The following is a 24307-nucleotide window of genomic DNA, read 5'->3' on the forward strand; positions in this document are numbered from 1 at the left end:
TTTTCCCTCTCAAGAAATCAGTTTTTCCAGATCATCGAGGGATAGACGTTTGAGGGCCTCCAGGGATTTAGCCAATTCATCCTGAACGGGCGACATTTCGACACGCAGGGCCTCGATCCGCGCACAGAACGCCTTGAGGGTATCGGTTTCAAACAACGCCTTGAGCGGCACCTTGTCACCCAGACGTTCCTTGATCCGGGTCACCACCAGCGTGGCCAGCAACGAATGCCCGCCGAGCTGGAAGAAATTGTCCGCCAGCCCGACGCGCTCGACCTCCAGCACCTCCTGCCAGACCGTCGCCACTTCCCACTGCAGATCGGTCTGTGGCGCCTGATACTGCTGCTGCGCCGGACTGTCGCCCAGGGTCATCAGCGCCTTGCGATCCAGCTTGCCATTAGGCGTCAGCGGGATGGCGTCAATCAGGTGCAAGTGCCCCGGCACCATGTGCGCCGGCAGGCGCGCGGCCAGAGCGCTGCGCAAGCGTTCCGCCAATGCGACCTGATCGCTCACCGGCTGCGCCGGTACGACGTAGGCGTGCAGGTGTTTACCGGCCGCACCGTCCTGGGCGAGCACCACCGCTTCAGCAATGTCCGCCTGCTCCAGCAGCCGCGCCTCGATCTCGCTGAGTTCGATACGGAATCCGCGAATCTTCACCTGATGGTCGGCGCGGCCAATGTATTCGATGTTGCCGTCACTGCCCTGGCGCACCAGGTCGCCGCTGCGGTACAGCCGTTCGCCGTTGCTCGCGTAAGGGTTCGGCACAAAGCGTTCGGCGGTCAACGCGGCCTTCATCAGGTAGCCACGGGTCACGCCGGCACCGCCCAGGTACAGCTCGGCCGGCACGCCTTCAGGCAGCACCTGCAACTGACTGTCGAGCAGGTACGCGACGGTGTTTTCCAGCGGCCGGCCGATGTTCGCCTGCCCCTGTGGCGTACGCAGGGTGAAGGTCGAATACGTGGTGTCTTCCGACGGCCCATACAGGTCGTAGACCTGCTGCACCGAGGTGCTCGCGTACAAGGTATCCACCAGACTTTGCTTGAGCGGCTCACCGGCCAGGTTGATGGTCTTGACCGAGCGCGGAATCTGCCCGGCACGTTGCAGCGCGGCAATCGCCGACGGCACCGTGTTGATCAAGGTGACCTGCTCGCGGCCCGGCAGATCGGCCAGTGCCAGTGCGTTGTCCGCCAGTACCAGACACCCGCCGCAGGCCAACGTGACGAAGATTTCCCAGACCGACAGGTCGAAGCAGATCGACGTCGACGCCAGCACACCGCGCAGTTGCTCTGCGCGATACACACCTGCCGACCACTGAATCAGCGCCGACAGGTTGCCGTGGGTAATCGCCACGCCTTTCGGCTTGCCGGTGGAACCCGAGGTGTAGATCACATACGCCAGATTCTGCGCCGTCACTTTCGCCACCGGGGCGGTAGACGGGAACTCGCAGAGCGCGTCCTCATCCACCAGCACTACCTGCGCACTCAACGCTTCAGGCAGCATCGCCTGCGCCGCGGGTTCGGTGAGCAGCACGGCGGCGTGACTGTCGTCGAGCATGTGCAGCAAACGTTCCTGCGGGTAGTCCGGATCCAGCGGCACATAAGCGCCACCGGCCTTGAGGATCGCCAGCAGGCCCACGAGCATGTCCGGGGTGCGGCGCATGCACACGCCCACGCGCACTTCCGGCCCGACACCCAAGGTTTGCAGTTTGTGCGCCAGACGATTGGCCCGGGCATCGAGGCTCTGGTAATCGATCGATTGCTCGGCGAACACCACGGCCTGCGCCTGTGGTTGCCGCTGCAGTTGCGCGGCGATGTGTTCCAGCACCGTGCGAGTGTCCGGCGCGGTGACGGCAGCCTTGCCCCAATTGATCGCCTCTTCGCGCTGCGGCGCTGCGAGCAATTGCAACCCGCCCAGTGGCTGAGCGGGATCGGCGAGGAACTGCGTCAGCAGGCTTTCAAGCTGCGCACTCAAGGCAACGACTGTGTTCGCGGCGAAACTGGCCTGATCGTAACTGATCCCCAGACTCAGCTCGCGACCGGTGACCGCCACCAGCGTCAGTGGGTAGTTGGTCTGTTCCTGGCGGCGAATCGCCGAGAACGTCAGACCGGTGGCCGGGCCTTGTTGCAGGGCTTCGGCCATCGGGTAGTTTTCGAACACCAGAATGCTGTCGAACAACGCCCCGGCACCGGTTCCCGCCCAACGCTGAATGTCGTAGAGCGGCGTATGTTCGTGCTCGCGCAACGCCAGATTGAGGCCCTGCACCTGTTGCAACCACTGACTGACGACGATTTCCGCGGACGGCGCCGCCACCACCGGCAGGGTGTTGATGAACAGGCCGATCTGCTGCTCGACACCCGGCAGGTCGGTGGGACGTCCGGCAACGGTGGCACCGAACGCCACGTTGTCCTGACCGGTGTAACGCTGCAACAGCACCAGCCACGCCGCCTGCACCAGCGTATTGAGGGTGACTTTCTGCTCGCGGGCAAAACGGTTCAGGTCGGCGGTCAACGCCTCGCTGAACACATGCTCGTGGTCGGCGTAACCGACCGCCGCCAGCGGCGCGCCCGACACGGCGCCGGCCAGTCGCGTCGGCTCTTCCAGGTCGGCCAGCGCCGCCGTCCAGAACGCGCGGCTGGCCTGCTGATCACGCTGGCCGAGCCACTCGATGTAGTCGCGATAGCGCCCCTGAGGTGCGGCCGGGGCCAGACCGGCGTAGCGCTGCAACACTTCGCCGAACAACTGCGAGGTGCTCCAGCCATCCATCAGGATGTGATGACAGGTGTAGATCAGGTGATGCGTCGCTTCGTCGGTGCGCACCAGCGTCACCCGCAACAGCGGCGCGGCGGTCAGGTCGAACCCGCTGGCAAGATCGTCGCTGGCCAGTTGTTCCAGCGCTGCGCCGAGGTCGGCCCGGCCACGCCAATCCTCGACCTGCCATGGCATCTGCACGTGGTGCCGCACCACTTGCACCGCCGCGGCGGCATCCTGCGGCCAGATGAATGCGCTGCGCAGAATCTCGTGGGCCTCAACGGTGTGCTGCCAGGCCTGACGGAAGCGCTCGGCGTCCAGTTGTTGCACGTCGACACGCAACTGGTTGGTGTACGCCGGGCTGTCCGGGTCGTTGACGCTATGGAACAGGATGCCTTGCTGCATCGGCGATAACGGGTACAGATCGACGATGTCACGGGCCGGGATTGGCAGTGTCGACAGCTGTGCCTGGGTCAAGGTCGCCAGACTGAAGTCCGACGGCGTGACGCCTGCTTCACCGCTGTCGCAGCAGTGCTCGATCAGACGCTCCAGCTCACGCCGATAGGCTTCGGCCAGCGCCGCGATGGTTTCTGCGCGGTACATGCCCGTGCCGAAGGTCCAGGTCAGCTCCAGCTCACCGCCGTACACCTGACCATCGACGCTCAGCCAGTTGCCCAACGGTGCAGCGGCGTCCTGATTGGCGCCGGTGCTTTCGCCACTTGGCACGAACAGCGCGCCCTCGTCAGCGCTGAAGGCACCGTCGAACTGGCCCAGATAGTTGAACGTCACGCGCGGCTGCGGCAACTCCTGCAGCTCGGCGCGTCGGCTCAGATATCGCAGCACGCCATAACCGATGCCTTTGCCCGGCACCGCACGCAGTTGTTCCTTGATCGCACACAGGGAGGCGCCCGGATTCACATCCGGGGTCAGGCGTACCGGGAACAGGCTGCTGAACCAGCCGACCGTGCGACTCAGATCGACCTCTTCGAACAGATCTTCGCGCCCGTGCCCTTCGAGCTGAATCAATACCGAAGGCTGCGCGCTCCAGTCGCACAACACCCTTGCCAGCGCGGTCAGCAGCAGGTCGTTGATTTGCGTGCGATACGCCGCTGGAGCGACTTTGAGCAGCTTATGGGTCAGCGCCTGACTCAGGCGTGAACTGGCCCGGGCTGCCTGGGCACGGGTCTGACTGTCCTGCGGGAAATCTCGCGGCAGTTGTGCGTCGCCCGCCTCCAGGGTTGCACGCCAGTAGTCGCTCTCGACAGCCAGCGCCTCGCTTTGCGCATACCGCTGCAGATGTTCGGCCCAGCTGTGCAGCGACGTGCTCTTACCCGCCAGAACCAGCGGCGTGCCGGCGGCGAGCGCGGTGTAAGCGTGCTGCAGATCCTCCAGCAGAATGCGCCAGGACACTCCGTCGACCACCAGGTGATGAATGACCAGCAACAGGCGTTGCTCAGCGTGCGGCAGGTTCACCAGCACCGCACGCAGCAAGCGTCCCTGTTGCAGATCGAGGCTGCGCTGGGCTTCGTCAGCGAGTGCCGGCAACGCCGCCAGACTGTCGAGCTCGCGCAGCCACAACAACTCCGGATCACGCTGGGTCTGCGCCAGTGCCTGCCACGTATCGCCCGAGCACTGAAAACTCAGCGCGAGTGCATCGTGCTGTTCGACCAGTGCCGCCAACGCAGTGCGCAGGTGATTGCCGTCAAGGGTGCTGGTCGGTTGCAACATGACCGACTGGTTCCAGTGTTGACGCTGGGCAATGTCGGTCTCGAAGAAGCGTGCCTGAATCGGCAACAACGGCAGCGGCCCACGATTCGGCGCCGTGGCCGCCACCGGTTTGGCTTCGATCAGCCTGGCCACCGCAGCCAACTGGCCAATGGTCTGTTTTTCGAACAGTTGCTTGGGGCTCAGCTTGATCCCCTGGCGCTTGGCCCGGGCAATGATCTGCAGGCTGAGGATGGAGTCACCGCCCAGCTCGAAGAAGTTGTCGCTGGTGCCCACGCGCTCAAGCTTGAGCACTTCGGCCCAGATTGCCGCCAGCTTCTCCTCGACCTCTCCCACCGGCGCAACGAAATGCTGCGTGACCACGCCCGGCACCGGCAAGGCACGCTTGTCGAGTTTGCCATTGGCCGTCAGCGGCAGTTGCTCCAGCAGCACAATCTGCGCCGGCACCATGTACTCCGGCAGGCATGCCTGCAACTGCTCGCGCAGAGCGTGTGCCTGCACGGTCGCAGCGGCCGCCGGCACACACCACGCCACCAATTGCAGGCGCGCCGGATCGTCATCCAGGGCCAGGGCGAGCACCGCCGCCTCACTGACGCCATCAAGGCCGAGCAGAACCCGCGCGACTTCCGCCGGTTCGACGCGATAACCACGCACCTTGACCTGATCGTCGGCGCGACCGATGAACTCCACCGCTTGCTGACGATCGCGCCGCACCCGGTCACCGCTGCGATAAACCCGCGCACCCGGGGCGCCGAACGGATCAGGCAGGAAGCGCTCGGCAGTCAGACCCGGTTGCCCGAGATACCCCAGCGCCACGCTGTCACCACCGATGTACAGCTCGCCGGCCACCTGGTCGGCGACATTGTTCAGCACATCGTCAACGATGTAGACCTGCGCACCGCTCAGCGCGGTGCCGACCGGAACGCTGCGCGCGTCGGCCGCCAGCTCACTGACCTCGTGGGTCAGCACACCGACCGTGGTTTCGCTCGGCCCGTAGTGGTTGATGATGCGGCACTCCGGCTTGAGCTGACGCACGCGTTCCACCAGTGCCGGCGAGCAGGCTTCGCCGCCGACGATCAGCGCCTGCGTCGGCAGCACATCGGCGGCGCGGCCAGCCTGCAACAACGCCGCCAGGTGCCCCGGGACGATTTTCAGCATGCCCACTTGATGCGTAGCCATGTACTCGGCAAATCGATCCGGGTCGAAACCCAGTTCTTCCGGCAATACGTGCAACAGGCGACCGGAACACAGCGCGCCGAACAACACCGTGAAGCCCAGATCCGCCGCAATGGTCGACACCAGCGCCATGCTGGTGTCCGGCGTCGGCGCCAGGCGCTCCAGCACAGCGCGCACGTAACTGCCCAGCGCCCCGTGACTGACCAGCACGCCCTTGGGTTGCCCGGTGGAACCGGAGGTGTGAATCACATACGCCGGGGACTGCGCAAACAGTGGCACCACCGGGCTGACATCCGCCTCCTGCTGCCACTGTTGCGGCGCATACGCGAGCCCCTGACAACCGTCGACCGCCAGCGCGGACACCCGCGCATCCCCTTGCGCGCACAACAGCAGGCGCGCGCCGGCATTGCCGAGCATCTGCTGCAAGCGCGCGTTCGGCGCCTTCACGTCCAGCGGCATGTACACCGCTGCGGCCTTGAAGATCGCCAGCACACAGGTCAGCCAGTCCAGCGAACGCTCCATCAGCACCGCTACCGGTTGGCCGGGGCTGATGCCCTGCGCCAGCAGATGATGGGCCAGACGATTGGCGGCCTGGTCCAGCGCCTGAAAACTCAGGGTCTGATGCAGGTCGCGCGCAGCCAGTGCTTCGGGCTGTTGCGCCACTTGACGAGCCCACTGCTGCAACACTGACAACGCCGGTTCGCCCGGTGCTGCGAGCACCACCGGAGCCCGCGTGGCGACGCTGTGCAACGGCGCTTGCGGTGCCTTGAGCAATTCGCCGAACAGACCGAGTAACGCCGGCACAAAGCCCTCGACGGTTTGTGCGCGATAAAGGTCGCTGGCATAGGTCAGCTGGCCGTGGATCAGCGTGCCGTCGTCGGTGATGTCCAGCGCCAGATCAAAGTGGGTGCCGTCCTTGTCCAGCGGATACTCGGCCACGCTCAGCCCCGGCAGGTTCATCGAGCGCTGTTTCTGCATACCGACGTTCTGGTTGAACTTGGCCTGGAACAGCGGGTTGTGGCCCAGGGTTCGTTCCGCCACCAATTCGTCCACCAGTTGCTCGAATGGCAGTTCCTGATGCGCCTGCGCGCCGAACGCCGCCTCGCGCACCTGCGCCAGCAAGTCTTCGAAACTGCCGCGCTCATCGATCTCGCAACGCAACACCTGGGTGTTGACGAAGAAACCGATCAACCCTTCGACTTCGGCACGGCCACGATTGGCATTCGGCACGCCGACGCGAATGTCGCGCTGCGCGGCCTGACGCGAGAGGAACAGCGAGAAACCCGCCAGCACCAGCATGAACAGACTGATGCCCTTGCTGCGGGCAAATGTATTGAGTTGCAGGGACAACCGGGCACCGAAATCAAAGCTCAGGGTCTGGCCTGCGAAGCTTTGCGTCAGGGGCCGGGCAAAGTCCGGCGCCACTTCCAGCAGCGGATGTTCCTCACCGAGCTGCTGACGCCAGTAATCGAGTTGACGCTCGCCCTCGCCGGCTTCCAGCCAGCGCCGCTGCCAGATCGCATAGTCGGCGTATTGCAACGGCAGCGCCGGCAACTGCGGCTCGCGCTGAAGACTGAAGGCCTGATAACACTGGACGAATTCCTTGACCATCACGTCCATCGACCAACCGTCGGAGACGATGTGGTGCATGCTCACCACCAACACGAATTCCTCTTCGGCCAGAGCAAACAGGCTCGCACGCAGCAGCGGTCCATGGCGCAAATCGAACGGTCGCGCGGTGGCTGTCTGCACCTGTTGCGCCAAGGCCGGCTCGCGCTGCGAAGCCGCGAGGCCGGTCAGGTCAATGCGTTCCAGAGCGATCGGCTGCTGCTCGAGAATCACCTGCTGCGGCTGATCGCCGTCGGTGTGGAACACAGTGCGCAGCACTTCGTGGCGCGCGACCAGGTGATCGAAAGAGCGTTGCAGCGCCGATTCGTCCAGACGTCCTTTCAGGCGCAGGCCGGCCGCCATGTTGTACGCGGCGCTCTGCGGTTCGAGTTGCCATAGAAACAGCAGGCGTTGCTGAGCGAACGACAACGGAATCGGCGTGACCTCGTGACGACTGACCGGCAGCGGCAACAGGCTGAAGTCCTTGCCGTCCTCGCGCAGTCTGGCCAGAAACTGTCGACGCTGCTCCAGCGGCAAACCGACGAATCTTTTAGCGATACGCTCCGCCATGGTGCCGCTCATACTTCTTCTCCTTCCAAAGCATTCATGAACTGATCCATGTCGGACCAGTCGTCATCCGTTGCGCTGTCCGCCCGTTGCGCCAGCACCGCCGCCAGATCGGCCAGCAACGGTTTTTCGAACAGGCTGCGCAGTGGCAAGACCACGCCCAATTGAGTTTTGATGCGTGCGATCACCTGCGCGGCCAGCAGCGAATGGCCGCCCAGTTCAAAAAAGTGATCATCCAGACCGACCCGCGACACTTGCAGGACCTCGGCCCAGATTTGCGCCAGGCACTGCTCGGTGTCGGTTTGCGGCGCGCGATAGTCGCCTTGCAACTGGCTCGCATCCGGCGCCGGCAAGGCCTTGCGGTCGAGCTTGCCGCTCGGTGTCAGCGGCAGATTCGGCAACAACAGCAAATGCCCCGGCACCATGTAGTCCGGCAGATGGGCTTGCAGCGCGGTGCGGATTTGCTGGCGGAACGCCGACTGGGTAGCGGCGCTTTCCAGCACGGCGTGCTCACCGACCACGTACGCCACCAGTTGCTGGCCGCCGCTGAGCGGCACCGCCAGAACCACCGCCTCGCGAATGCCCGGGCACTGTTGCAGGCGCGACTCGATTTCGCCCAGCTCGATGCGGAAACCGCGGATCTTCACTTGATGGTCGACCCGGCCGACATACTCCAGCGCGCCATCGGCGCGCAGTCGGGCACGATCCCCGGTGCGGTACAGACGCTGCCCTGCGGCGAACGGGTCGGCGATAAAGCGCTCGGCACTGAGCATCGGCTGACGGTGATAACCACGGGCCAGGCCCGGGCCACCGATGTACAACTCGCCCACCGCACCTTGCGGCAGCAGGTTCAAATCATCGTCCAGCACGTACAGACGCCGGGCATCGAGCCCCTTGCCAATCGGGATGCCGCGCCAGGACACGGCGTCTGCCGTCAGTGCACTGCAATCATGAATGGTCGAAACCACCGTGGCTTCGGTCGGACCGTAGGTGTTGAGCAACCGCACATGCCCCAGCCCGGCCTGTTGCCACAGACGCAAACCGTCCACCGCCATGGCCTCGCCACCGACGTGGATCTGTCGCAGCGCGCCAAAACCGGCCGGCGGTTGCGCTGCATATTCCTGCACCAGCCAATACCAGTACGCGGCCGGCAGGTCAGCCAGGGTGATGCCGTGATCGACAATCACCTGACGCAACGTTGCGCTGTCCCACAATGGCGCATCGCGCAGCACCACAGCAGCGCCATGGCACAGCGGCGGGAAGAACTGCTCGACAAAACCGTCGAAGCTGCTGGTGGCGAACTGCAGGACCCGGTCACCTTCGCGCAGGTCGCTGTAATCGATGGCGCGGTCGATGAATTCACTCAGTGCGCCGTGACTGACCGCCACGCCTTTCGGCCGCCCGGTGGAACCGGAGGTGTAGATCACGTAGGCAAGATTCTGCGGCGCGACCGTTAACGACAGGTTGTCGGCCGAAGTCTCGCCGGACAATTGCTCCAGGCACAGGCACTCGACGGCCTCCAGCGCCGGCAGGCTGGCAAGGCTGGCGTTGTCGGTCAGCAGCAGTTTCAAGCCACTGTCATCCAGCACGTGACGTAACCGTTCAGCCGGGGTTTGCGGGTCCAGCGGCACATAGGCGCCGCCCGCCTTGAGCACGGCCAGCAACGCCACCGCCAGCTCCAGCGAGCGCCCCAACGCCACACCGACCAGCACGTCCGGGCCGACACCGCGCGCGCGCAGCTGATGCGCCAGGCGATTGCTGCGCGCATTGAGTTCGGCATAGGTCAGTGACGGTGACGGCGCGGTGGCGAGGATCACGGCCGTTGCCTGCGGCGTACGTGCCACTTGCGCCTCGAACAGGTTTTGCACGCTGGCGAAACGCGGCGCCGCAGCAGTGGCCTGAATCAGTTGCGCGCGCTCGGCATCTGCCAGCAGCGCGACTTCGCCGATGACCTGCTGCGGGTCGCGGCAGACGGATTCAAGAATGTTGCGCCAATGCCCGGCCATCGCGGCGATGGTCGCGGCATCAAAAATATCGGTGGCGTACGTGAAGGCGGCGAACAGCTGCTCGCCTTCTTCGCGGGTATCGAGCATCAAATCGCTGGTGGCCGCATGTTGCCGAGCGCTGCCGGCCAGTTGCTCTTGCGTCAGATAACCCACCTGCAGACCCGATTCCAACTGCACATGCTGCAAGTCGGTCACCAGCGGCTGATGGTTGAACATCACCTGAAACAGCGGATTGTGGCTTTGGCTACGCGCCGGCTGCAGGGCCTCGATCAAGGCGTCGAACGGCAGCTCTTGATGAACCTGCGCGCCGAGTGCAGCCTCGCGCAGCCGCTGCAACAGCTCGGTGAAACGGGTTTGCGCGGTGACTTCGCTGCGCAGGATCTGGGTGTTGACGAAGAAGCCGATCAGCCCTTCCGTTTCGCTGCGGGTGCGGTTAGCAATCAGGCCGCCGACGCGAATGTCGGTCTGCCCGCTGTAGCGATGCAACAACGTCTTGAACGCCGCGAGCAGCACCACGAACAGGGTCACGCCCTGACGCTGGGCGAGGCTTTTCAGTTCCTGACGCAGCGCCGCATCAATGACCGTTTCCAGGCGCGCGCCCTGGTGACTCGATTGCGCCGGATAAGCGCGGTCGGTCGGCAACTCCAGGACCGGATGCTCGTCGCCCAATTGTGCGCGCCAGTAGTCCAGTTGCCGTTCGCGCTCACCCGCCTCCAGCCAGCTGCGCTGCCACAGCGCGTAATCGCGGTAATGCACGGTCAGCGCCGGCAACGATGGTTCGCGCCCCGCCACCAGCGCATCGTAGGTACGCATGAACTCGTCGATGAGAATATTCATCGACCAGCCATCGGCAATGATGTGGTGCAAGGTCAGCAGGAGCACATGCTCCTGCTCGGCCAGGCGCAACAGGCGCAGGCTCAGCAGCGGGCCGTTCTGCAGATCGAACGCTTGCGTGGCTTCGGCCATCATGTGCTGTTGCGCGAGCGGCCAACGCTGCTGTTCGGGCACGGCGCTCAAATCGGTGAGGGGCAGTTGCAGCGCCTGCGGCTCGGCCACGCGCTGGAAGGCACGCTCGCCGACCTGACCGAAGGTGGTGCGCAGACATTCGTGCCGCGCGACCAGCAGGCTGAACGCCTGCTCCAGCGCTTGCACCTGCAACGCGCCGTTCAGACGCACGGCCATCGGCAGGTTGTAGGCAGCACTTTGCGGATCCAGTTGCCAGAGAAACCACATCCGTTGCTGGGCGTAGGACAGGCCGTCACGCTCGGCGATTCCGTCACAGGCGGTCATGGGAAGCTGCGCAAAATCGATGCCTTCGCGGGCCATGCCGGCGAGAAACAAACGGCGTTTGTCCTGCGGCAGTTCGATAAAGCGGCGGGCTAGTTTCTGTGCGTCTGCGGCATTCATGCATTGGGTCCTTGCTGATCGGCGGCGTGACCAGGAGGCCCGGTCGTATCAACAAGAACGAATGACAAACGCAATGATTTAGCGCGCTGGCGCAACAGCGCCCCGGCGGTCAGCCGTGCCGACGCACAAATGCCGAAGCCGGTCCAAGACCGGCTTCGGCACCTTCACGGGCAACCTCCCGAATGGCTCAGAGCGGGCCTTGGGAATGCCCCTCGGCCATGGCCACGATGACTTTGCGCGGCCCTTCGAACGGCGAACGCGCATGGGCCGACAACATGTTGTCGAGCATCAGTACATCGCCTTCCTGCCACGGAAAACTGATCGCGCATTCATCGAGCACCGCACGAATCTGCGCCAGCACTTCGTCTTCGATGGCCGAGCCGTCACCGTAATAAACGTTACGCGGCAAATCCTCCTCATCGACGATGTCCAACAGGCTTTCGCGCACTTCCGGCTGCAAGTTGGAGATGTGGAACAGGTGCGCCTGATTGAACCAGACGTGATCGCCGGTCACCGGATGCACCGCTACCGCCTGACAGGTCTGGCGGGTACGCAATTCGCCGTCATCCTTCCATTCGCAAAGGATGCCATGGGCCTTGCAGTACGCCTCGACGACCTCGCGGTCGTCGGTGTTGAACACATCTTCCCAAGCCACATCCAGGCCGTTGCCGAAGTTGCGCACATACATCAGACCTTTGCTGACAAAGCGCTCACGAATGGCCACCGGAATACGCCGATAGACTTCGCGGCTGTCGGCAATCGGCGTTTCGCCACCGGACTTCGCCGCAATCATGCTGTAGAACCAGATCTTCATCGGCCAGTCGCGGGAGTAAGCCTGTTCGTTGTGCAGCGGAATGCTCTGGTGCGCCGGGTATTCGGTCGAGGTGTATACGCCTTGGGTGACGTTGGTGCGCGGCGTGGAGCCGAACTCGTAGTTCAACAGCGGATGGCCGAAACTGGCCGCGAACTGACGAAACTGTTCAGCGCCGTCGAGACGAAATCCGCGGAACAGCACCCCGCCATCGCGCAGCAGATGCTCATCGACCAGCGCTTTCACTTCATCGAACACCGCCAACAGGTCGGTATCCGCCTCGGTCGCCTCCACCAACAGCGGCAAGCGCCCTCGTTGCGGCAGCAGCGGCCGAACGGAAAATTCCACAGCAACAGCCATGACTGGCCTCCTGTAATCACTCGATAGTGAGCGGTGCGTCAAAACGCCGGTGCCGCCGCTTGCGCATGACGCCGGTGATGGACTTCCAGATGCGTCTTGATCGTGCGGATCACCCGGGCTTCGTGCTCATGGATGAAGAAATGCCCACCGGTCATCATGTCCACGGAAAAACTGCCCAGGGTTTCCTTGCTCCAGCCGATCAGTTGCTCGGTGGTCGCGCGGTCTTCCTTGCCGCCCAGCACATGCACCGGGCAATTGAGCAGCGGCCGCTGCGCCGGACTGAAGCGTCCGCACATCATGAAGTCGGCGCGCAGCACCGGCAGCGTCAGGCTCATGAGTTCCTGGTTGGCCAGCACTTCTTCGCTGGTGCCCTGAAAGGTGCGCAGTTGATCGATCAATTCCTCATCGCTGCGCGCTTCGGCAAACCCGCGATCGTAGTCGCTGCGCATGGTCGGCGCCGCCGTGCCGGAGGCGAACAGCGCCACCGGTTCCGGCGCGCCGAGCTCGCGAAAGGCGTGCGCCATCTCGCACGCCAGCAGCGCGCCGAGGCTGTGGCCGAACAGGGCGTAAGGCGTTTGCAGGCCGGGTTTGTGCTCACGGGCCAACTGGCGGGCCAGGGCTCGCATGTCAGTTTGCAGGGGTTCGTCGAAACGGGCACCGCGCCCGGGCAACTCCACCGGTTGCAATTGCAGCCATGACGGCAGTTGGCGCCGCCAGCGGCTATAGACCATCGCGCTGGCGCCCGAATAGGGCAGGCACAGCAGTGTCAGCTTTGTCACCGCGTTTACCTCAATGGGTTATCTGTAAAAGAGAACGGATGAGGCGTGGCGCGAATTAGTCCGAATGCCGATCACTTCAAATGGCGGAAACTCTGCACAGCTGAACCCAGCACCACCGCGCCGGCCGCGATCGCCAGCCAGAATCCGCTGCGCGCACCGAAGGCGTCCACCAGTGCGCCGGATCCAGCCGCGCCAATCGCCACACCGATGCTCAGACCGGTGACCAGCCAGGTCAGGCCTTCGGTGAGCTTGGCCGGCGGCACGATGCGCTCAACCAGCGCCATGGCGACGATCAGCGTCGGCGAGAAGAACAGCCCGGCGACAAACACCGCCAGCGACAAACCGAAAATATTGCTCGCCAGCAACAGCGGCAGCGTGGTCACCGCCGTCGCCACACCGCCGTACAGAAACAGCCGCGGCAACGGCAGTTTCGAACGCATCGCGCCAAACGCGATACCGGCCAGGCACGAGCCGATGGCGTACACCGACAACACGATGCTCGCCGCCGCCGGCTGGCCCTGCTGCTGGGCGAAGGCGACGCTGACCACATCGACCACGCCAACGATGACGCCCATGGCCAGCATCAACGCCAGCAGCCATTGCACGTCGGTCGAGCGAATGATCGAACCTTGATGCTGCGACTCCTGCGGGTGCACCGCCGGTTCGGTGCTGCGCTGGGCGACAAACGCCGTTACGCCGATCGCCAGCGCCAACAGCGCGGCCAATGGCCCGGCCTCGGGAAACGCCACCACACACAGCCCCACCGACAATGGCGGGCCGACGATGAAACAAACTTCATCGAGTACGGATTCCAGTGCATAAGCGGTCTGCAATTGCGGCTGGCCGCGATAGATCTCGGTCCAGCGCGCGCGCACCATTGCCGACATGCTTGGCATGCAACCGGCCAGCGCGGCGAAGATGAACAGCGTCCAGGTCGGCGCCTGCAAGCGGGTGCACAGCAGCAACATCAACAGCGCCCCGCCACCGATCAATGCCGACAGCGGCAGCACCTTGCCCTGACCGAAACGATCCACCAGACGCGAGACCTGTGGCGCACAAAACGCCGTGGCCAGGGCAAAGGTCGCCGCCACCGCACCGGCCAGCGCGTACCCGCCCTTGAGCTGCGAGAGCATGGTGATCACGCCGATGCCGGTCATGGAAATCGGCATGCGCGCGATCATCCCGGCCAGTACAAAAGCCCGGGCGCCGGGGGCGGTGAATAATTCGCGGTAGGGGTTTGCCATGGAACACTGCCTCATCAAGGGCCGCCAAGTTGCCATAAAGGCTGATGAGCGTGGAAGCGCGCAATTGTTGGTGGAATGTGAAGGCCCCTTCGCGAGCAAGCCCGCTCCCACGGGGGCAGCGCGTTCTAACCGTGGGAGCGAGCCTGCTCGCGAAGAGGCCGGCATATTCACCACAACACCGCACCGTCGAATGAACTCTCATGGCTTGCGACCAGTCAGCTAAATAGGCCCTCACGCAAGGCACGACTTCGCATGCAGATTTCCCTCGCCCGACAAGTAGCCCTGATTACCGGCGCCAGCTCCGGCATCGGCCACGCCGCCGCCAAAGCCCTGGCCGCTGCCGGTGCAGCAGTCGTCATCAATTACAACCGTCAGGCGGAACCCGCCGAAGCGCTGGCCCGGCAGATCATTGCCGATGGCGGTCAGGCACTGGCCATCGGTGCCGATGTGTCGAAGGAGGACGAGGTCGAACGGTTGTTCGCCGAGACTCTGGACGCCTTTGGTTCGCTGGACATTCTGCTGGCCAATTCCGGCCTGCAAAAGGACGCCGCGGCGGTGGACATGACCCTGGAAGACTGGAACACGGTGATCGGCGTCAACCTCACCGGCCAGTTCCTCTGCGCCCGCGCCGCGCTGCGGATTTTCAACCGGCAAGGCGTGCGTGAAGGCGTGTCCCGCGCCGCCGGCAAGATCATTCACATGAGTTCGGTGCACCAGCGCATTCCATGGGCCGGGCACGTCAACTACGCAGCCTCCAAGGGCGGCGTCGACCAGTTGATGCAGACCCTCGCCCAGGAAGTCAGCCATCAGCGCATCCGCATCAACAGCATCGCGCCGGGAGCGATTCGCACCGCCATCAACCAAGACGCCACCGAAGGCGCAGCCGGCGAAAAACTGCTGGATCTGATCCCCTACGGGCGCATCGGCGATGTCGAAGACATCGCCAACGCGGTGGTGTTTCTCGCTTCCGACGCTGCCGACTACATCGTCGGCACCACCGTGTTCATCGACGGCGGCATGAGTCTTTATCCGGAGTTTCGTGGCAATGGCTGAGCATCATCCTGAACGACAAAGCCCGATCGATGCCCACGGCATCATCGGCGACCTGCGCAGTGCCGCACTGGTCAACGACAAGGGCAGCGTGGATTTTTTCTGCTGGCCGGAATTCGACAGTCCGTCGATCTTCTGTTCGCTGCTCGACACGCCCGAGGCGGGGATTTTCCAGCTCGCCCCGGACTTGCCCGATGCCCGGCGCGAGCAGATCTACCTGCCGGACACCAACGTTTTGCAAACCCGCTGGCTCAGCGAACATGCGGTGGTGGAGATCACCGACCTGCTGCCGATCGGCGACAGTGTCGATGACCTGCCGCTGCTGATGCGCCGGGTGCGTGTGGTCAGCGGCCAGGCCACCTTTCATATGCGCTGCGCAGTGCGCCATGACTACGCCCGCGCCAACACCCGGGCGCAGATGGATGAACAATCGGTGATTTTCAGCGCCGAGGGTCAGCCGTCGCTGCGGCTGGTGGCGGATCAGGCGCTGCAGATCGATGGCGAATCGGCCGTCGCATCGTTCAGTTTGAACCAGGATCAGAGCGCCGAATTCCTCCTCGGGGGGGCCGACGATCCACGCTTCAAGGATGACGGCGCAAAAATGTGCCTGGAACGCACGCTGAAGTTCTGGCGTGACTGGATCGGCCAGTCCAACTATCGCGGACGCTGGCGGGAAATGGTCAACCGCTCGGCACTGGCGCTGAAACTGCTGACCTCGCGCAAGCACGGAGCAATCCTCGCCGCCGCCACCTTCGGCCTGCCGGAAACCCCCGGCGGCGAGCGCAACTGGGACTATCGCTACACCTGGATCCGCGACGCCTCGTTCACCGTTTACGCGTTCATGCGCTTGGGCTTTGTCGCTGAGGCCAACGCCTACATGGGCTGGCTGCGCGGGCGGGTCAGCGATTGCCATGGGCAGTCAACCAAACTCAACATCCTGTATGCCATCGATGGCCGTCAGGAATTGCCGGAAACCGAACTCACCCACCTCTCCGGTCATGGCGGCGCGCAACCGGTGCGCATCGGCAATGGCGCGTACGACCAGATTCAGCTCGATATCTTTGGCGAACTGATGGACGCGGTGTATCTGGTCAACAAGTACGGCGACGCGATTTCCCATCAGGGCTGGAAACACGTGCGTGAAGTGGTCGATCAGGTCTGTGAGAGCTGGCAGACCACCGATGTCGGCATTTGGGAAATGCGCGGCGAGCAACATCACTTCCTGCACTCGCGACTGATGTGCTGGGTGGCACTGGACCGGGCGATTCGCCTGGCCTCGAAACGCTCACTGCCGGCACCGTTCGCCCAGTGGGACCAGACCCGGCAGGCGATCTACGCCGACATCTGGGATAACTTCTGGGACGAGGAGCGCGGGCATTTCGTCCAGTACAAGGGCGGCACCGCGCTCGACGGCTCGATGCTGCTGATGCCGCTGGTGCGCTTCGTCAGCGCCAAGGACCCGCGCTGGCTTTCAACCCTGGAAGCGATCGAAAAGCATCTGGTGCGCGACGGCATGGTCTATCGCTACCGCAACGATGACGCCAACATCGACGGTTTGACCGGCACCGAAGGCGCGTTTGCCGCCTGCTCGTTCTGGTACGTCGAATGCCTGGCCCGGGCCGGTCAGGTGGAAAAGGCCCACCTGGAGTTCGAACAACTGCTGCGCTATGCGAACCCGCTGGGGCTGTACGCCGAAGAGTTCGACAGCAAGGGCCGGCACCTGGGTAACACCCCGCAGGCGCTGACGCATCTGGCGCTGATCAGCGCGGCGAGTTTTCTCGATCGGCGGTTGAGTGGGGAGAAGAGTGTTTGGCAGCCGTAATATTCGCCGCACTCTGTCGGAAATATCCCTTACAACTCGGCTTTTGCAGGACTGATTCCTACACAAAAATAAACGTTGGTGAACTTCTGTGGCGAGGGAGCTTGCTCCCGCCGGGTCGCGAAGCGGCCCCAATACCTGCGTCCCCACTTCTCCAGAAGAACCGCATTGTCTGGCTTTGCGCCTGCTTCGCAGCCGAGCGGGAGCAAGCTCCCTCGCCACACGCCAGGTCATTCAGCTCCTACTTCGTCTAAACAATCTCCGCCCAATCCCTCCCCCGTAACCTGCACTTACACCCTGAAATACCCTGTTGCCAGCTGTTACATCCCCCCCTACCATCAACCGCAACGGGCACAGCGGAGCTGTCCAATAAAACCCGAATTCAAGGAACCAGAATGACCCTGCATGTCCATCGCCCCATCGCCACGCCCCTGCGCACCGGCTTGACCCGCACCCAACTCTGGGAAGCCGCCGACAAAGGCCTGATCAAATGCTGGGAAATCGGCCGCCAGCGCGCCACGCGCTTCCCCGACCTTGCGCAACAATGCCTCGCCGGCGAACTGCCGGTACTCGGCTGGAAAGGCGGCGTGAGCCGCAGCCTGAAGAAAAACGAGAAATACGGCTCACTGAAATACCTCGCCCAGTGGCAGGGCTTGCGGGGCGAGGATCTGGATATTGATCTGGGTGAGGAACGTTCGCTGACCTGCTCGCGGACGAAGATGCGGGTAACGTTTACCCCGGATCGGACGAAGTATTTCAATCAGGTGGCGGAAGCCGAGGCTTAAGGAGAAGCAACGATGGTCGATTTGCATCAGGAATTTCAGAGCAGCGCTTTCTTTCATCAGGCAAGAATCGAGCGGCGCTCGGTCGATGCTCTCATCGGCATCGCAGCCGGTCTTGCCGCTGACGGCACCATCAACCAGCAAGAAGCCGAGTTTCTCAGAACCTGGATTGAAACCCATTTGGTGCACTTGGATGATCCGGTTGTGAACATCCTTTACAGACGTCTTGCCGACATGCTCAGTGATGGAGTTCTAGACGCCGACGAGTCAGCGGAGCTGTTGGAAATGCTGCATCAGTTCACTGGGCTGCCAGTTGCACCAACACAAACACCAACGTTTGCCGCTCCTGCCAGCCTTCCCCTCGACAACCCTGCCCCGGAGTTATGCCTGGTTGATCGGGTCTTCCTGTTTACAGGCGTCATGGCCTATGGGCCGCGTAAGGAGTGTGAGTCGCAGATCCTCGAACGCGGCGGCCTTATCGGTGGTTCTGTCAGCAAAAAAATTCATTATCTGGTGGTCGGCAGCATTGGCAATGATCAGTGGCTTCACAGCACCTACGGCACCAAGATCAAGAAAGCCGTAGAACTTAGAGAGAGCGGCGTGCCGATTGCGATCATCAGCGAAGATCATTGGCAAAAGGTGCTGTTCGGCTAACCAGGAACGGAGGCCAACAAGTGGCGCTTCCCCCCTGTGGCGAGGGAGCTTGCTCCCGCCGGGTTGCGAAGCGACCCCATACTCGAATGGACCTGCTGCGCAGTCCAGCGGGAGCAAGCTCCCTCGCCACAAAATAATGGTCTAGTGTTGCCTGATGCCCATTGCCGTGGAGTCTGCCGTGTCTGACATTCAACGGGTACCGACACCCAACTTGACCGTAGCCTTTGAACGGCACGGCCCGTCCAGCGGCGACGCGGTCATATTGCTGCATGGTTTCCCCTACTCGCCTCGGGCGTACGATGAAATCGCCCCCGCCCTCGGCGCCCACGGTTATCGGGTGATCGTCCCGTACCTGCGCGGTTACGGGCCGACTCGCTTCAACCACCCCGAAACACTGCGTTCCGGCCAGCAAGCGGCCCTCGCCCAGGATTTGCTGGAGTTGATGGATGCGCTGGGTATCGAACAGGCCACGCTTTGCGGTTACGACTGGGGCGGTCGGGCAGCGTGCATCGTTGCGGCGTTGTTTCCCGAGCGGGTGCGCGGGCTGGTGACGGGGGATGGCTATAACGTGCAGGACATCGCCAATTCGACCCGACCACTGGATCCCGAGACCGAGCACCGTTATTGGTACCAGTACTATTTCCACACGCCACGCGGCGTCGCAGGCCTGACGCAAAACCGGCAGGCGTTCTGTGAACTGCTCTGGAAATTGTGGTCACCGACCTGGGCACGCAACGCCGAACGTTATCCGCTGAGCGCACCGGCCTTCGACAACCCGGACTTCGTTGACGTGGTGATTCATTCCTACCGTCATCGCTTCATGTACGCCGCAGGCGATCCGGCGCTGCAATGGATGGAAGACGCGTTGATCAAACAACCGCCGATCAGCGTGCCCACTATCTCCCTGTGCGGTGCCGACGACGGGGTCGGTCCGGCGCCGGAAGTCGATGAAGACATTGCGCATTTCACCGGCCTGTACGAAAGGCGCGTGCTGCCCGGTGTCGGCCACAACATTCCCGAAGAAGCACCGCAGCAAACGCTCAAGGCACTACTGGATCTGCTCCAGCGCTGACCGAAAACCGCTCCCGATACGCCTGCGGCGTCACGCCCATCGCCCGCAGAAAACTGCGGCGCAACGTTTCTTCACTGCCAAAGCCGCAATTGGCCGCTATTCGCTTCACTGGCAGCCCGGTATCACTGAGCAACCGCCGCGCCGTTTCCACACGAATCAATTCAATCGCCCGGGCCGGGGTCTGGCCGGTGTCGGCGCGGTAGTGGCGGACGAAACTGCGTTCGCTCATGCCGGCCTGTTCGGCCAGGGTCGGCACGCCGAGGTCGCAGGTGAGGTTTTCGGCAATCCAGGCATGCAGTTCATCAAAACGATTGCCCTGATTCTGCAGGGCCAGGGTCACACTGAACTGCGACTGCCCGCCCGGGCGTTTGAGGAACACCACCAGATGCCGCGCGACGTCGAGAGCAATATCACTGCCCAGATCTTCCTCGACCATCGCCAGTGCCAGATCGATGCCGGCGGTGACGCCTGCCGAAGTCCAGACCGGGCCGTCGTTGATGAAGATCGGATTGGCTTCGACCTGCAGCCTCGGATGCTGCTGCGCCAGTTGCTCGCAACGGGTCCAGTGGGTGACCACGCGGCGCCCGTCGAGCCAGCCGCTCGCCGCCAGTAGAAATGCCCCCGTACACACCGAGGCCACGCGTCGACACTTCGCTGCGTGCTCGCGTACCCAATCCACCAGCGACTCATCTTCGGATGCCGGATAGATCCCCCAACCACCCGCGATAATCAGCGTGTCGCTGGCGTCTTGCGGCAACGGCTCGGCGAGCACCGCCAGCCCCGCCGAGGACATCACCGCGCCACCCTCGCGGGCAATCACCGATGGCGCATACGGCACGGGCAAGCCGCGTTGGCGGGCGATGTCGTTGGCCGAGGCGAACACTTGCAGCGGGCCGGTGACATCGAGAATCTGCATGTTGGCAAACGCGAGTACATGGATGACTTTGGGCATTTGGCGTAATTCGTGGGGTGATTGGCGTATGCGCCAGAACCTACGCGCCTACAGTGAAGCCGTCCACCCCTCAAATGGAGAAATCCCCCATGACGTTGCAGATCGGTTTTCTGTTGTTTCCACAGGTGCAGCAACTCGACCTGACCGGCCCCTATGACGTGCTGGCCTCGCTGCCGGACGTGCAGGTGCATCTGATCTGGAAGGATCTGGTGCCGGTCACCGCCAGCACCGGCCTGCTGCTGAAACCGACCACCACCTTCGACGACTGCCCGAATCTGGATGTGATCTGCATTCCCGGCGGCGCCGGGGTCGGGCCGCTGATGGAAGATGAGCAGACGCTGGGCTTCATCAAGCGTCAGGCGGCGCAGGCCAGGTATGTGACGTCGGTGTGCACCGGTTCGCTGGTGCTGGGCGCGGCGGGCCTGCTTAAAGGCAAACGCGCGACCACCCACTGGGCCTATCACGAACTGCTGCCGAAACTCGGCGCGATTGCGGTGCAGGACCGGGTGGTGCGCGACGGTAATCTGTTTACCGGTGGCGGGATTACCGCGGGGATCGACTTTGCGCTGGTGCTGGCCGCCGAACTGGTGGGGGCTGAGGCGGCGCAGTTGATCCAGCTGCAACTGGAATATGCGCCGGCCCCGCCGTTTGAATCCGGCAGCCCGCAGACAGCGCCGAGTGCTGTCGTCGAAGAGGCTCGTAATCGTGCAGCGGCGTCGTTGAAACTGCGCACGGAAATCACCGAGCGCGCTGCGGCGAAGCTCGATTTGCGCTGAATCCTCAGCCAGACACAAATTCCCTGTGGGAGCGGGCTTGCTCGCGAAGAGGGTGTGTCAGGCGACATGGATGTTGTCTGATACACCGCTTTCGCGAGCAAGCCCGCTCCCACAATGGGTTTTGGGGATGGCCTAAGGTTTGGAGCCTGTCCCCACCTCCCGCCACACCTTGACTTGTCCCAACGCCCCCACCCGTGTAGAAAGCCCTTCCACAAAATTCTGCACAAGGACTTTCGATGAAGGCGTTGCCATGGGTCTATCTGGCGCTTCTCAGCCTCGGTTACGGGTGGGCGCTGAGCATTGGCCACCTCGGCTGGCTCGCGCTGATCTCGGTCGGATTGTTGCTGGTGGCCGGTTTCGCCGTGCGCCAACAGCAGGTGCCGGTGGCGCGGTTGCTGGGACACGCGCTGTTTATCTTCCTCGCCCTGTCGCTGGCGCTGCACTGGTTGCCGGGGTTCGACAACGGTCGGGCCATCGCCCGGATGCGCTTCACCGACGACGCCGTGCCTTTCGTGATGTACCTCAATCTGGACAAACCCTTGCTCGGCTTCTGGCTGTTGCTGGCCTGCCCGTGGATCGTCGCGGCACGCTCGTTGCGTCTGACGGTGTTTGCCAGCGTCCTGGGCCTGACTTTGAGCGCCGTAATGGCGCTGGGCGGAGCGCTTCTGTTCGGCATGATTGCCTGGGCGCCGAAGTGGCCCGATCAGGCGTGGCTGTGGCTGCTGAACAATCTGCTGCTGGTGACCCTGGTCGAGGAGGCGCTGTTTCGCAGCTATATACAGGGAGGCCTGAGCCGCCTGTTCAAGCACCTGCCCCACGGCGACAATCTCGCCCTGCTGCTGGCGTCGCTGATCTTCGGCCTGGCACATGCGGGTGCTGGCTGGCACTGGGTGTTGCTCGCGGGTCTGGCGGGTGTCGGCTACGGTCTGGCTTACCGTTTCGGTGGATTGGCGGCAGCGATCGCCACGCATTTCGGGCTGAACCTGCTGCATTTTGCGCTGTTCACCTATCCGATGCTGGCCGCTTGAAGCAAGAGCGGTTTTGCGACGCCGTACTTATATCTGAAAAAAAACTTCAATAATTTCCTGACAGCGCCGACAACCTTTCAAAGCCTTGCGGATTGAAAAACCATGCGTAATAACCAGCCCATTACACAACGCGAACGGACTTTCCCGGCTCAGCAGCGGTTGATTTCCACAACCGACGCCAAAGGCGTGATCACCTACTGCAACGACGCTTTCGTCGAAATCAGCGGGTTTTCGCGTGAAGAGCTGATCCGTGCGCCGCACAACCTGGTTCGTCACCCCGACGTCCCGGCGGCGGTGTTTTCGCACATGTGGGGCACACTGAAACAAGGCTTGCCATGGATGGGCATTGTCAAGAATCGCTGCAAATCCGGTGATCATTACTGGGTTAACGCCTACGTGACACCGGTGTTCGACGGCAATCAGGTGGTCGGTTACGAGTCGGTGCGGATCAAACCCACCGCCGAACAGATCCGCCGTGCCGAAGCGCTCTACCAACGCATCAACCAGGGCAAGTCGGCAATTCCTTCCAGCGACAAATGGCTGCCGGTGCTGCAGGACTGGCTGCCGTTCATTCTGGTCAGCCAACTGAGCTTCGTGATCGGCGCGACCTTGAACTCGCACTGGGGCTTCGCCCTGGCCGCTGGTCTGTCGGTACCGCTGGGCCTGATGGGCCTGCAATGGCAACAACGCGGACTCAAGCGCCTGCTGCGCCTGGCCGAACAGACCACCTCCGACCCGCTGATCGCACAGATGTACACCGACAGCCGTGGCGCGCAGGCGCGTCTGGAAATGTCGATCCTCAGCCAGGAAGCCCGCCTGAAAACCTGCCTGACCCGTCTGCAGGACACCGCCGAGCACCTGACCGATCAGGCCAAGCAGTCCGACGCCCTCGCGCACAACAGCTCCAGCGGTCTGGAACGTCAGCGCGTGGAAACCGAACAGGTCGCCACCGCCGTCAACCAGATGGCTGCCACCACGCAAGAAGTGGCGAGCCACGTGCAGCGCACTGCCGACGCCACCCAGGAAGCCAATCGCCTGACCGGTCGTGGCCGCGACATCGCCGGGGAAACCCGCGAAGCCATCCAGCGCCTGTCGGTAGTGGTCGGTGAAACCGGCCTGACCGTGACGCAACTGGCCAAGGACAGCGACGAAATCGGCGGCGTGGTCGACGTGATCAAAGGCATCGCCGACCAGACCAACCTGCTCGCGCTCAACGCCGCCATCGAAGCGGCACGTGCCGGCGAAATGGGCCGTGGTTTTGCCGTAGTCGCCGACGAAGTCCGCCAACTGGCGCAACGCACCAGCGAATCGACCGGGCAGATTCATGCCCTGATCGCCAAGTTGCAACAGACTGCGTCCAGCGCCGTACAAACCATGGAAGCCGGGCATCGTCAGGCCGAAGAAGGCGTGGCGCGGGTACTGGAAGCGGATCAGGCACTGGTCGGTATCAGCGAAGCAGTGGCCAACATCACCGACATGACCACCCAGATCGCTGCGGCGACCGAAGAGCAAAGTGCGGTGGCTGAAGAAATCAGCCGCAACATCAGCAACATTTCGGAACTGGCGGACCAGACCTCGGAACAGGCGCATAACTCGGCGCTGCTGAGTGAAGAGCTGACGAAGACGGCGAATACTCAGTATTCGTTGGTGGAGCGGTTTAACCGCTAAAAACAAAAGATCGCAGCCTACGGCAGCGCCTACAGGAACATGCATTCCAATGTAGGAGCTGCCGCAGGCTGCGATCTT

14 protein-coding genes are annotated in these 24307 nt (G+C 63.1%); 8 read left to right on the forward strand and 6 right to left on the reverse strand.

The annotated features are described in order from the left end of the window. Nucleotides 1-9 precede the first annotated feature (9 nt). The 5 genes from LCH64_RS11135 to LCH64_RS11155 form a co-directional block, all read right to left on the reverse strand. The gene (locus tag LCH64_RS11135; protein WP_226500286.1) at nt 10-7836 is read right to left on the reverse strand and encodes a non-ribosomal peptide synthetase; all 7827 of its coding nucleotides are present in this window, start codon (nt 7834-7836) and stop codon (nt 10-12) included. Continuing rightward, nucleotides 7833-11234, reverse strand: a complete 3402-nt coding sequence (locus tag LCH64_RS11140; RefSeq protein ID WP_226500287.1) for a non-ribosomal peptide synthetase — start codon at nt 11232-11234, stop codon at nt 7833-7835. The genes LCH64_RS11135 and LCH64_RS11140 overlap by 4 nt, the downstream gene beginning before the upstream one ends. Nucleotides 11235-11421: 187 nt before the next feature. Beyond that, nucleotides 11422-12405 carry a TauD/TfdA family dioxygenase gene (locus tag LCH64_RS11145; protein ID WP_103484099.1) on the reverse strand — a complete coding sequence of 328 codons (984 nt, stop codon included), beginning with the start codon at nt 12403-12405 and terminating at the stop codon, nt 11422-11424. A 38-nt stretch (nt 12406-12443) separates the two neighbouring features. Then, nucleotides 12444-13184: an alpha/beta fold hydrolase gene (locus tag LCH64_RS11150; protein ID WP_003223420.1), complete on the reverse strand. Its 741-nt coding sequence runs from the start codon at nt 13182-13184 to the stop codon at nt 12444-12446. Between the two features lie 71 nt (nt 13185-13255). After that, nucleotides 13256-14428, reverse strand: coding sequence for an MFS transporter (locus tag LCH64_RS11155; protein WP_226500288.1), 1173 nt, complete (start codon nt 14426-14428; stop codon nt 13256-13258). A gap of 252 nt (nt 14429-14680) precedes the next feature. Here LCH64_RS11155 and LCH64_RS11160 point away from each other — a divergent pair, with 252 nt between their 5' ends. From LCH64_RS11160 to LCH64_RS11180, 5 genes are all read left to right on the forward strand, one after another. Further along, a complete protein-coding gene (locus LCH64_RS11160) occupies nt 14681-15481 on the forward strand; it encodes an SDR family oxidoreductase (protein ID WP_226500289.1) in 801 nt (266 codons plus the stop codon). Beyond that, nucleotides 15474-17300 carry a glycoside hydrolase family 15 protein gene (locus LCH64_RS11165; RefSeq protein WP_226500290.1) on the forward strand — a complete coding sequence of 609 codons (1827 nt, stop codon included), beginning with the start codon at nt 15474-15476 and terminating at the stop codon, nt 17298-17300. The genes LCH64_RS11160 and LCH64_RS11165 overlap by 8 nt, the downstream gene beginning before the upstream one ends. Before the next feature lie 392 nt (nt 17301-17692). Then, a complete protein-coding gene (locus LCH64_RS11170; RefSeq protein ID WP_003223411.1) occupies nt 17693-18082 on the forward strand; it encodes a hypothetical protein in 390 nt (129 codons plus the stop codon). A gap of 12 nt (nt 18083-18094) precedes the next feature. Further along, a complete protein-coding gene (locus tag LCH64_RS11175) occupies nt 18095-18733 on the forward strand; it encodes a BRCT domain-containing protein (protein WP_226500291.1) in 639 nt (212 codons plus the stop codon). Nucleotides 18734-18887: 154 nt separating this feature from the next. Beyond that, nucleotides 18888-19805 (forward strand): alpha/beta hydrolase, encoded by a 918-nt coding sequence (locus tag LCH64_RS11180; protein WP_226500292.1) that lies wholly within the window; start codon nt 18888-18890, stop codon nt 19803-19805. On the opposite strand, the gene LCH64_RS11185 is transcribed toward LCH64_RS11180, so the two are convergent. Then, nucleotides 19774-20757 carry a GlxA family transcriptional regulator gene (locus LCH64_RS11185; protein WP_226500293.1) on the reverse strand — a complete coding sequence of 328 codons (984 nt, stop codon included), beginning with the start codon at nt 20755-20757 and terminating at the stop codon, nt 19774-19776. The two genes, LCH64_RS11180 and LCH64_RS11185, sit on opposite strands and share 32 nt — an antisense overlap. Nucleotides 20758-20846: 89 nt before the next feature. Between LCH64_RS11185 and inhA the strand changes: the two genes are divergently transcribed. The 3 genes from inhA to LCH64_RS11200 all read left to right on the forward strand — a co-directional run bounded on the left by inhA (nt 20847) and on the right by LCH64_RS11200 (nt 24229). Beyond that, on the forward strand, nt 20847-21533 hold the full coding sequence (gene inhA / locus LCH64_RS11190; RefSeq protein ID WP_003223406.1) for an isonitrile hydratase: 687 nt from the start codon (nt 20847-20849) through the stop codon (nt 21531-21533). Nucleotides 21534-21769: 236 nt separating this feature from the next. Further along, complete coding sequence (locus LCH64_RS11195) at nt 21770-22561, forward strand: CPBP family intramembrane glutamic endopeptidase (protein ID WP_226500294.1); 792 nt, start codon at nt 21770-21772, stop codon at nt 22559-22561. A gap of 102 nt (nt 22562-22663) precedes the next feature. Continuing rightward, nucleotides 22664-24229, forward strand: a complete 1566-nt coding sequence (locus LCH64_RS11200) for a PAS domain-containing methyl-accepting chemotaxis protein (RefSeq protein WP_003223402.1) — start codon at nt 22664-22666, stop codon at nt 24227-24229. Nucleotides 24230-24307 lie beyond the last annotated feature (78 nt).

This window comes from Pseudomonas sp. MWU16-30322, from assembly GCF_020515535.1.
Classification (GTDB): domain Bacteria; phylum Pseudomonadota; class Gammaproteobacteria; order Pseudomonadales; family Pseudomonadaceae; genus Aquipseudomonas; species Aquipseudomonas fluorescens_H.

What these genes read in the sequence shown, in the direction of transcription:
- LCH64_RS11135 (WP_226500286.1), bottom strand. Translation starts at nt 7,836, where the DNA reads ATGAGCGGCACCATGGCGGAGCGTATCGCTAAAAGATTCGTCGGTTTG.
- LCH64_RS11140 (WP_226500287.1), bottom strand. Translation starts at nt 11,234, where the DNA reads ATGAATGCCGCAGACGCACAGAAACTAGCCCGCCGCTTTATCGAACTG.
- LCH64_RS11145 (WP_103484099.1), bottom strand. Translation starts at nt 12,405, where the DNA reads ATGGCTGTTGCTGTGGAATTTTCCGTTCGGCCGCTGCTGCCGCAACGA.
- LCH64_RS11155 (WP_226500288.1), bottom strand. Translation starts at nt 14,428, where the DNA reads ATGGCAAACCCCTACCGCGAATTATTCACCGCCCCCGGCGCCCGGGCT.
- LCH64_RS11160 (WP_226500289.1), top strand. Translation starts at nt 14,681, where the DNA reads ATGCAGATTTCCCTCGCCCGACAAGTAGCCCTGATTACCGGCGCCAGC.
- LCH64_RS11165 (WP_226500290.1), top strand. Translation starts at nt 15,474, where the DNA reads ATGGCTGAGCATCATCCTGAACGACAAAGCCCGATCGATGCCCACGGC.
- LCH64_RS11170 (WP_003223411.1), top strand. Translation starts at nt 17,693, where the DNA reads ATGACCCTGCATGTCCATCGCCCCATCGCCACGCCCCTGCGCACCGGC.
- LCH64_RS11175 (WP_226500291.1), top strand. Translation starts at nt 18,095, where the DNA reads ATGGTCGATTTGCATCAGGAATTTCAGAGCAGCGCTTTCTTTCATCAG.
- LCH64_RS11180 (WP_226500292.1), top strand. Translation starts at nt 18,888, where the DNA reads ATGCCCATTGCCGTGGAGTCTGCCGTGTCTGACATTCAACGGGTACCG.
- LCH64_RS11185 (WP_226500293.1), bottom strand. Translation starts at nt 20,757, where the DNA reads ATGCCCAAAGTCATCCATGTACTCGCGTTTGCCAACATGCAGATTCTC.
- inhA (WP_003223406.1), top strand. Translation starts at nt 20,847, where the DNA reads ATGACGTTGCAGATCGGTTTTCTGTTGTTTCCACAGGTGCAGCAACTC.
- LCH64_RS11195 (WP_226500294.1), top strand. Translation starts at nt 21,770, where the DNA reads ATGAAGGCGTTGCCATGGGTCTATCTGGCGCTTCTCAGCCTCGGTTAC.
- LCH64_RS11200 (WP_003223402.1), top strand. Translation starts at nt 22,664, where the DNA reads ATGCGTAATAACCAGCCCATTACACAACGCGAACGGACTTTCCCGGCT.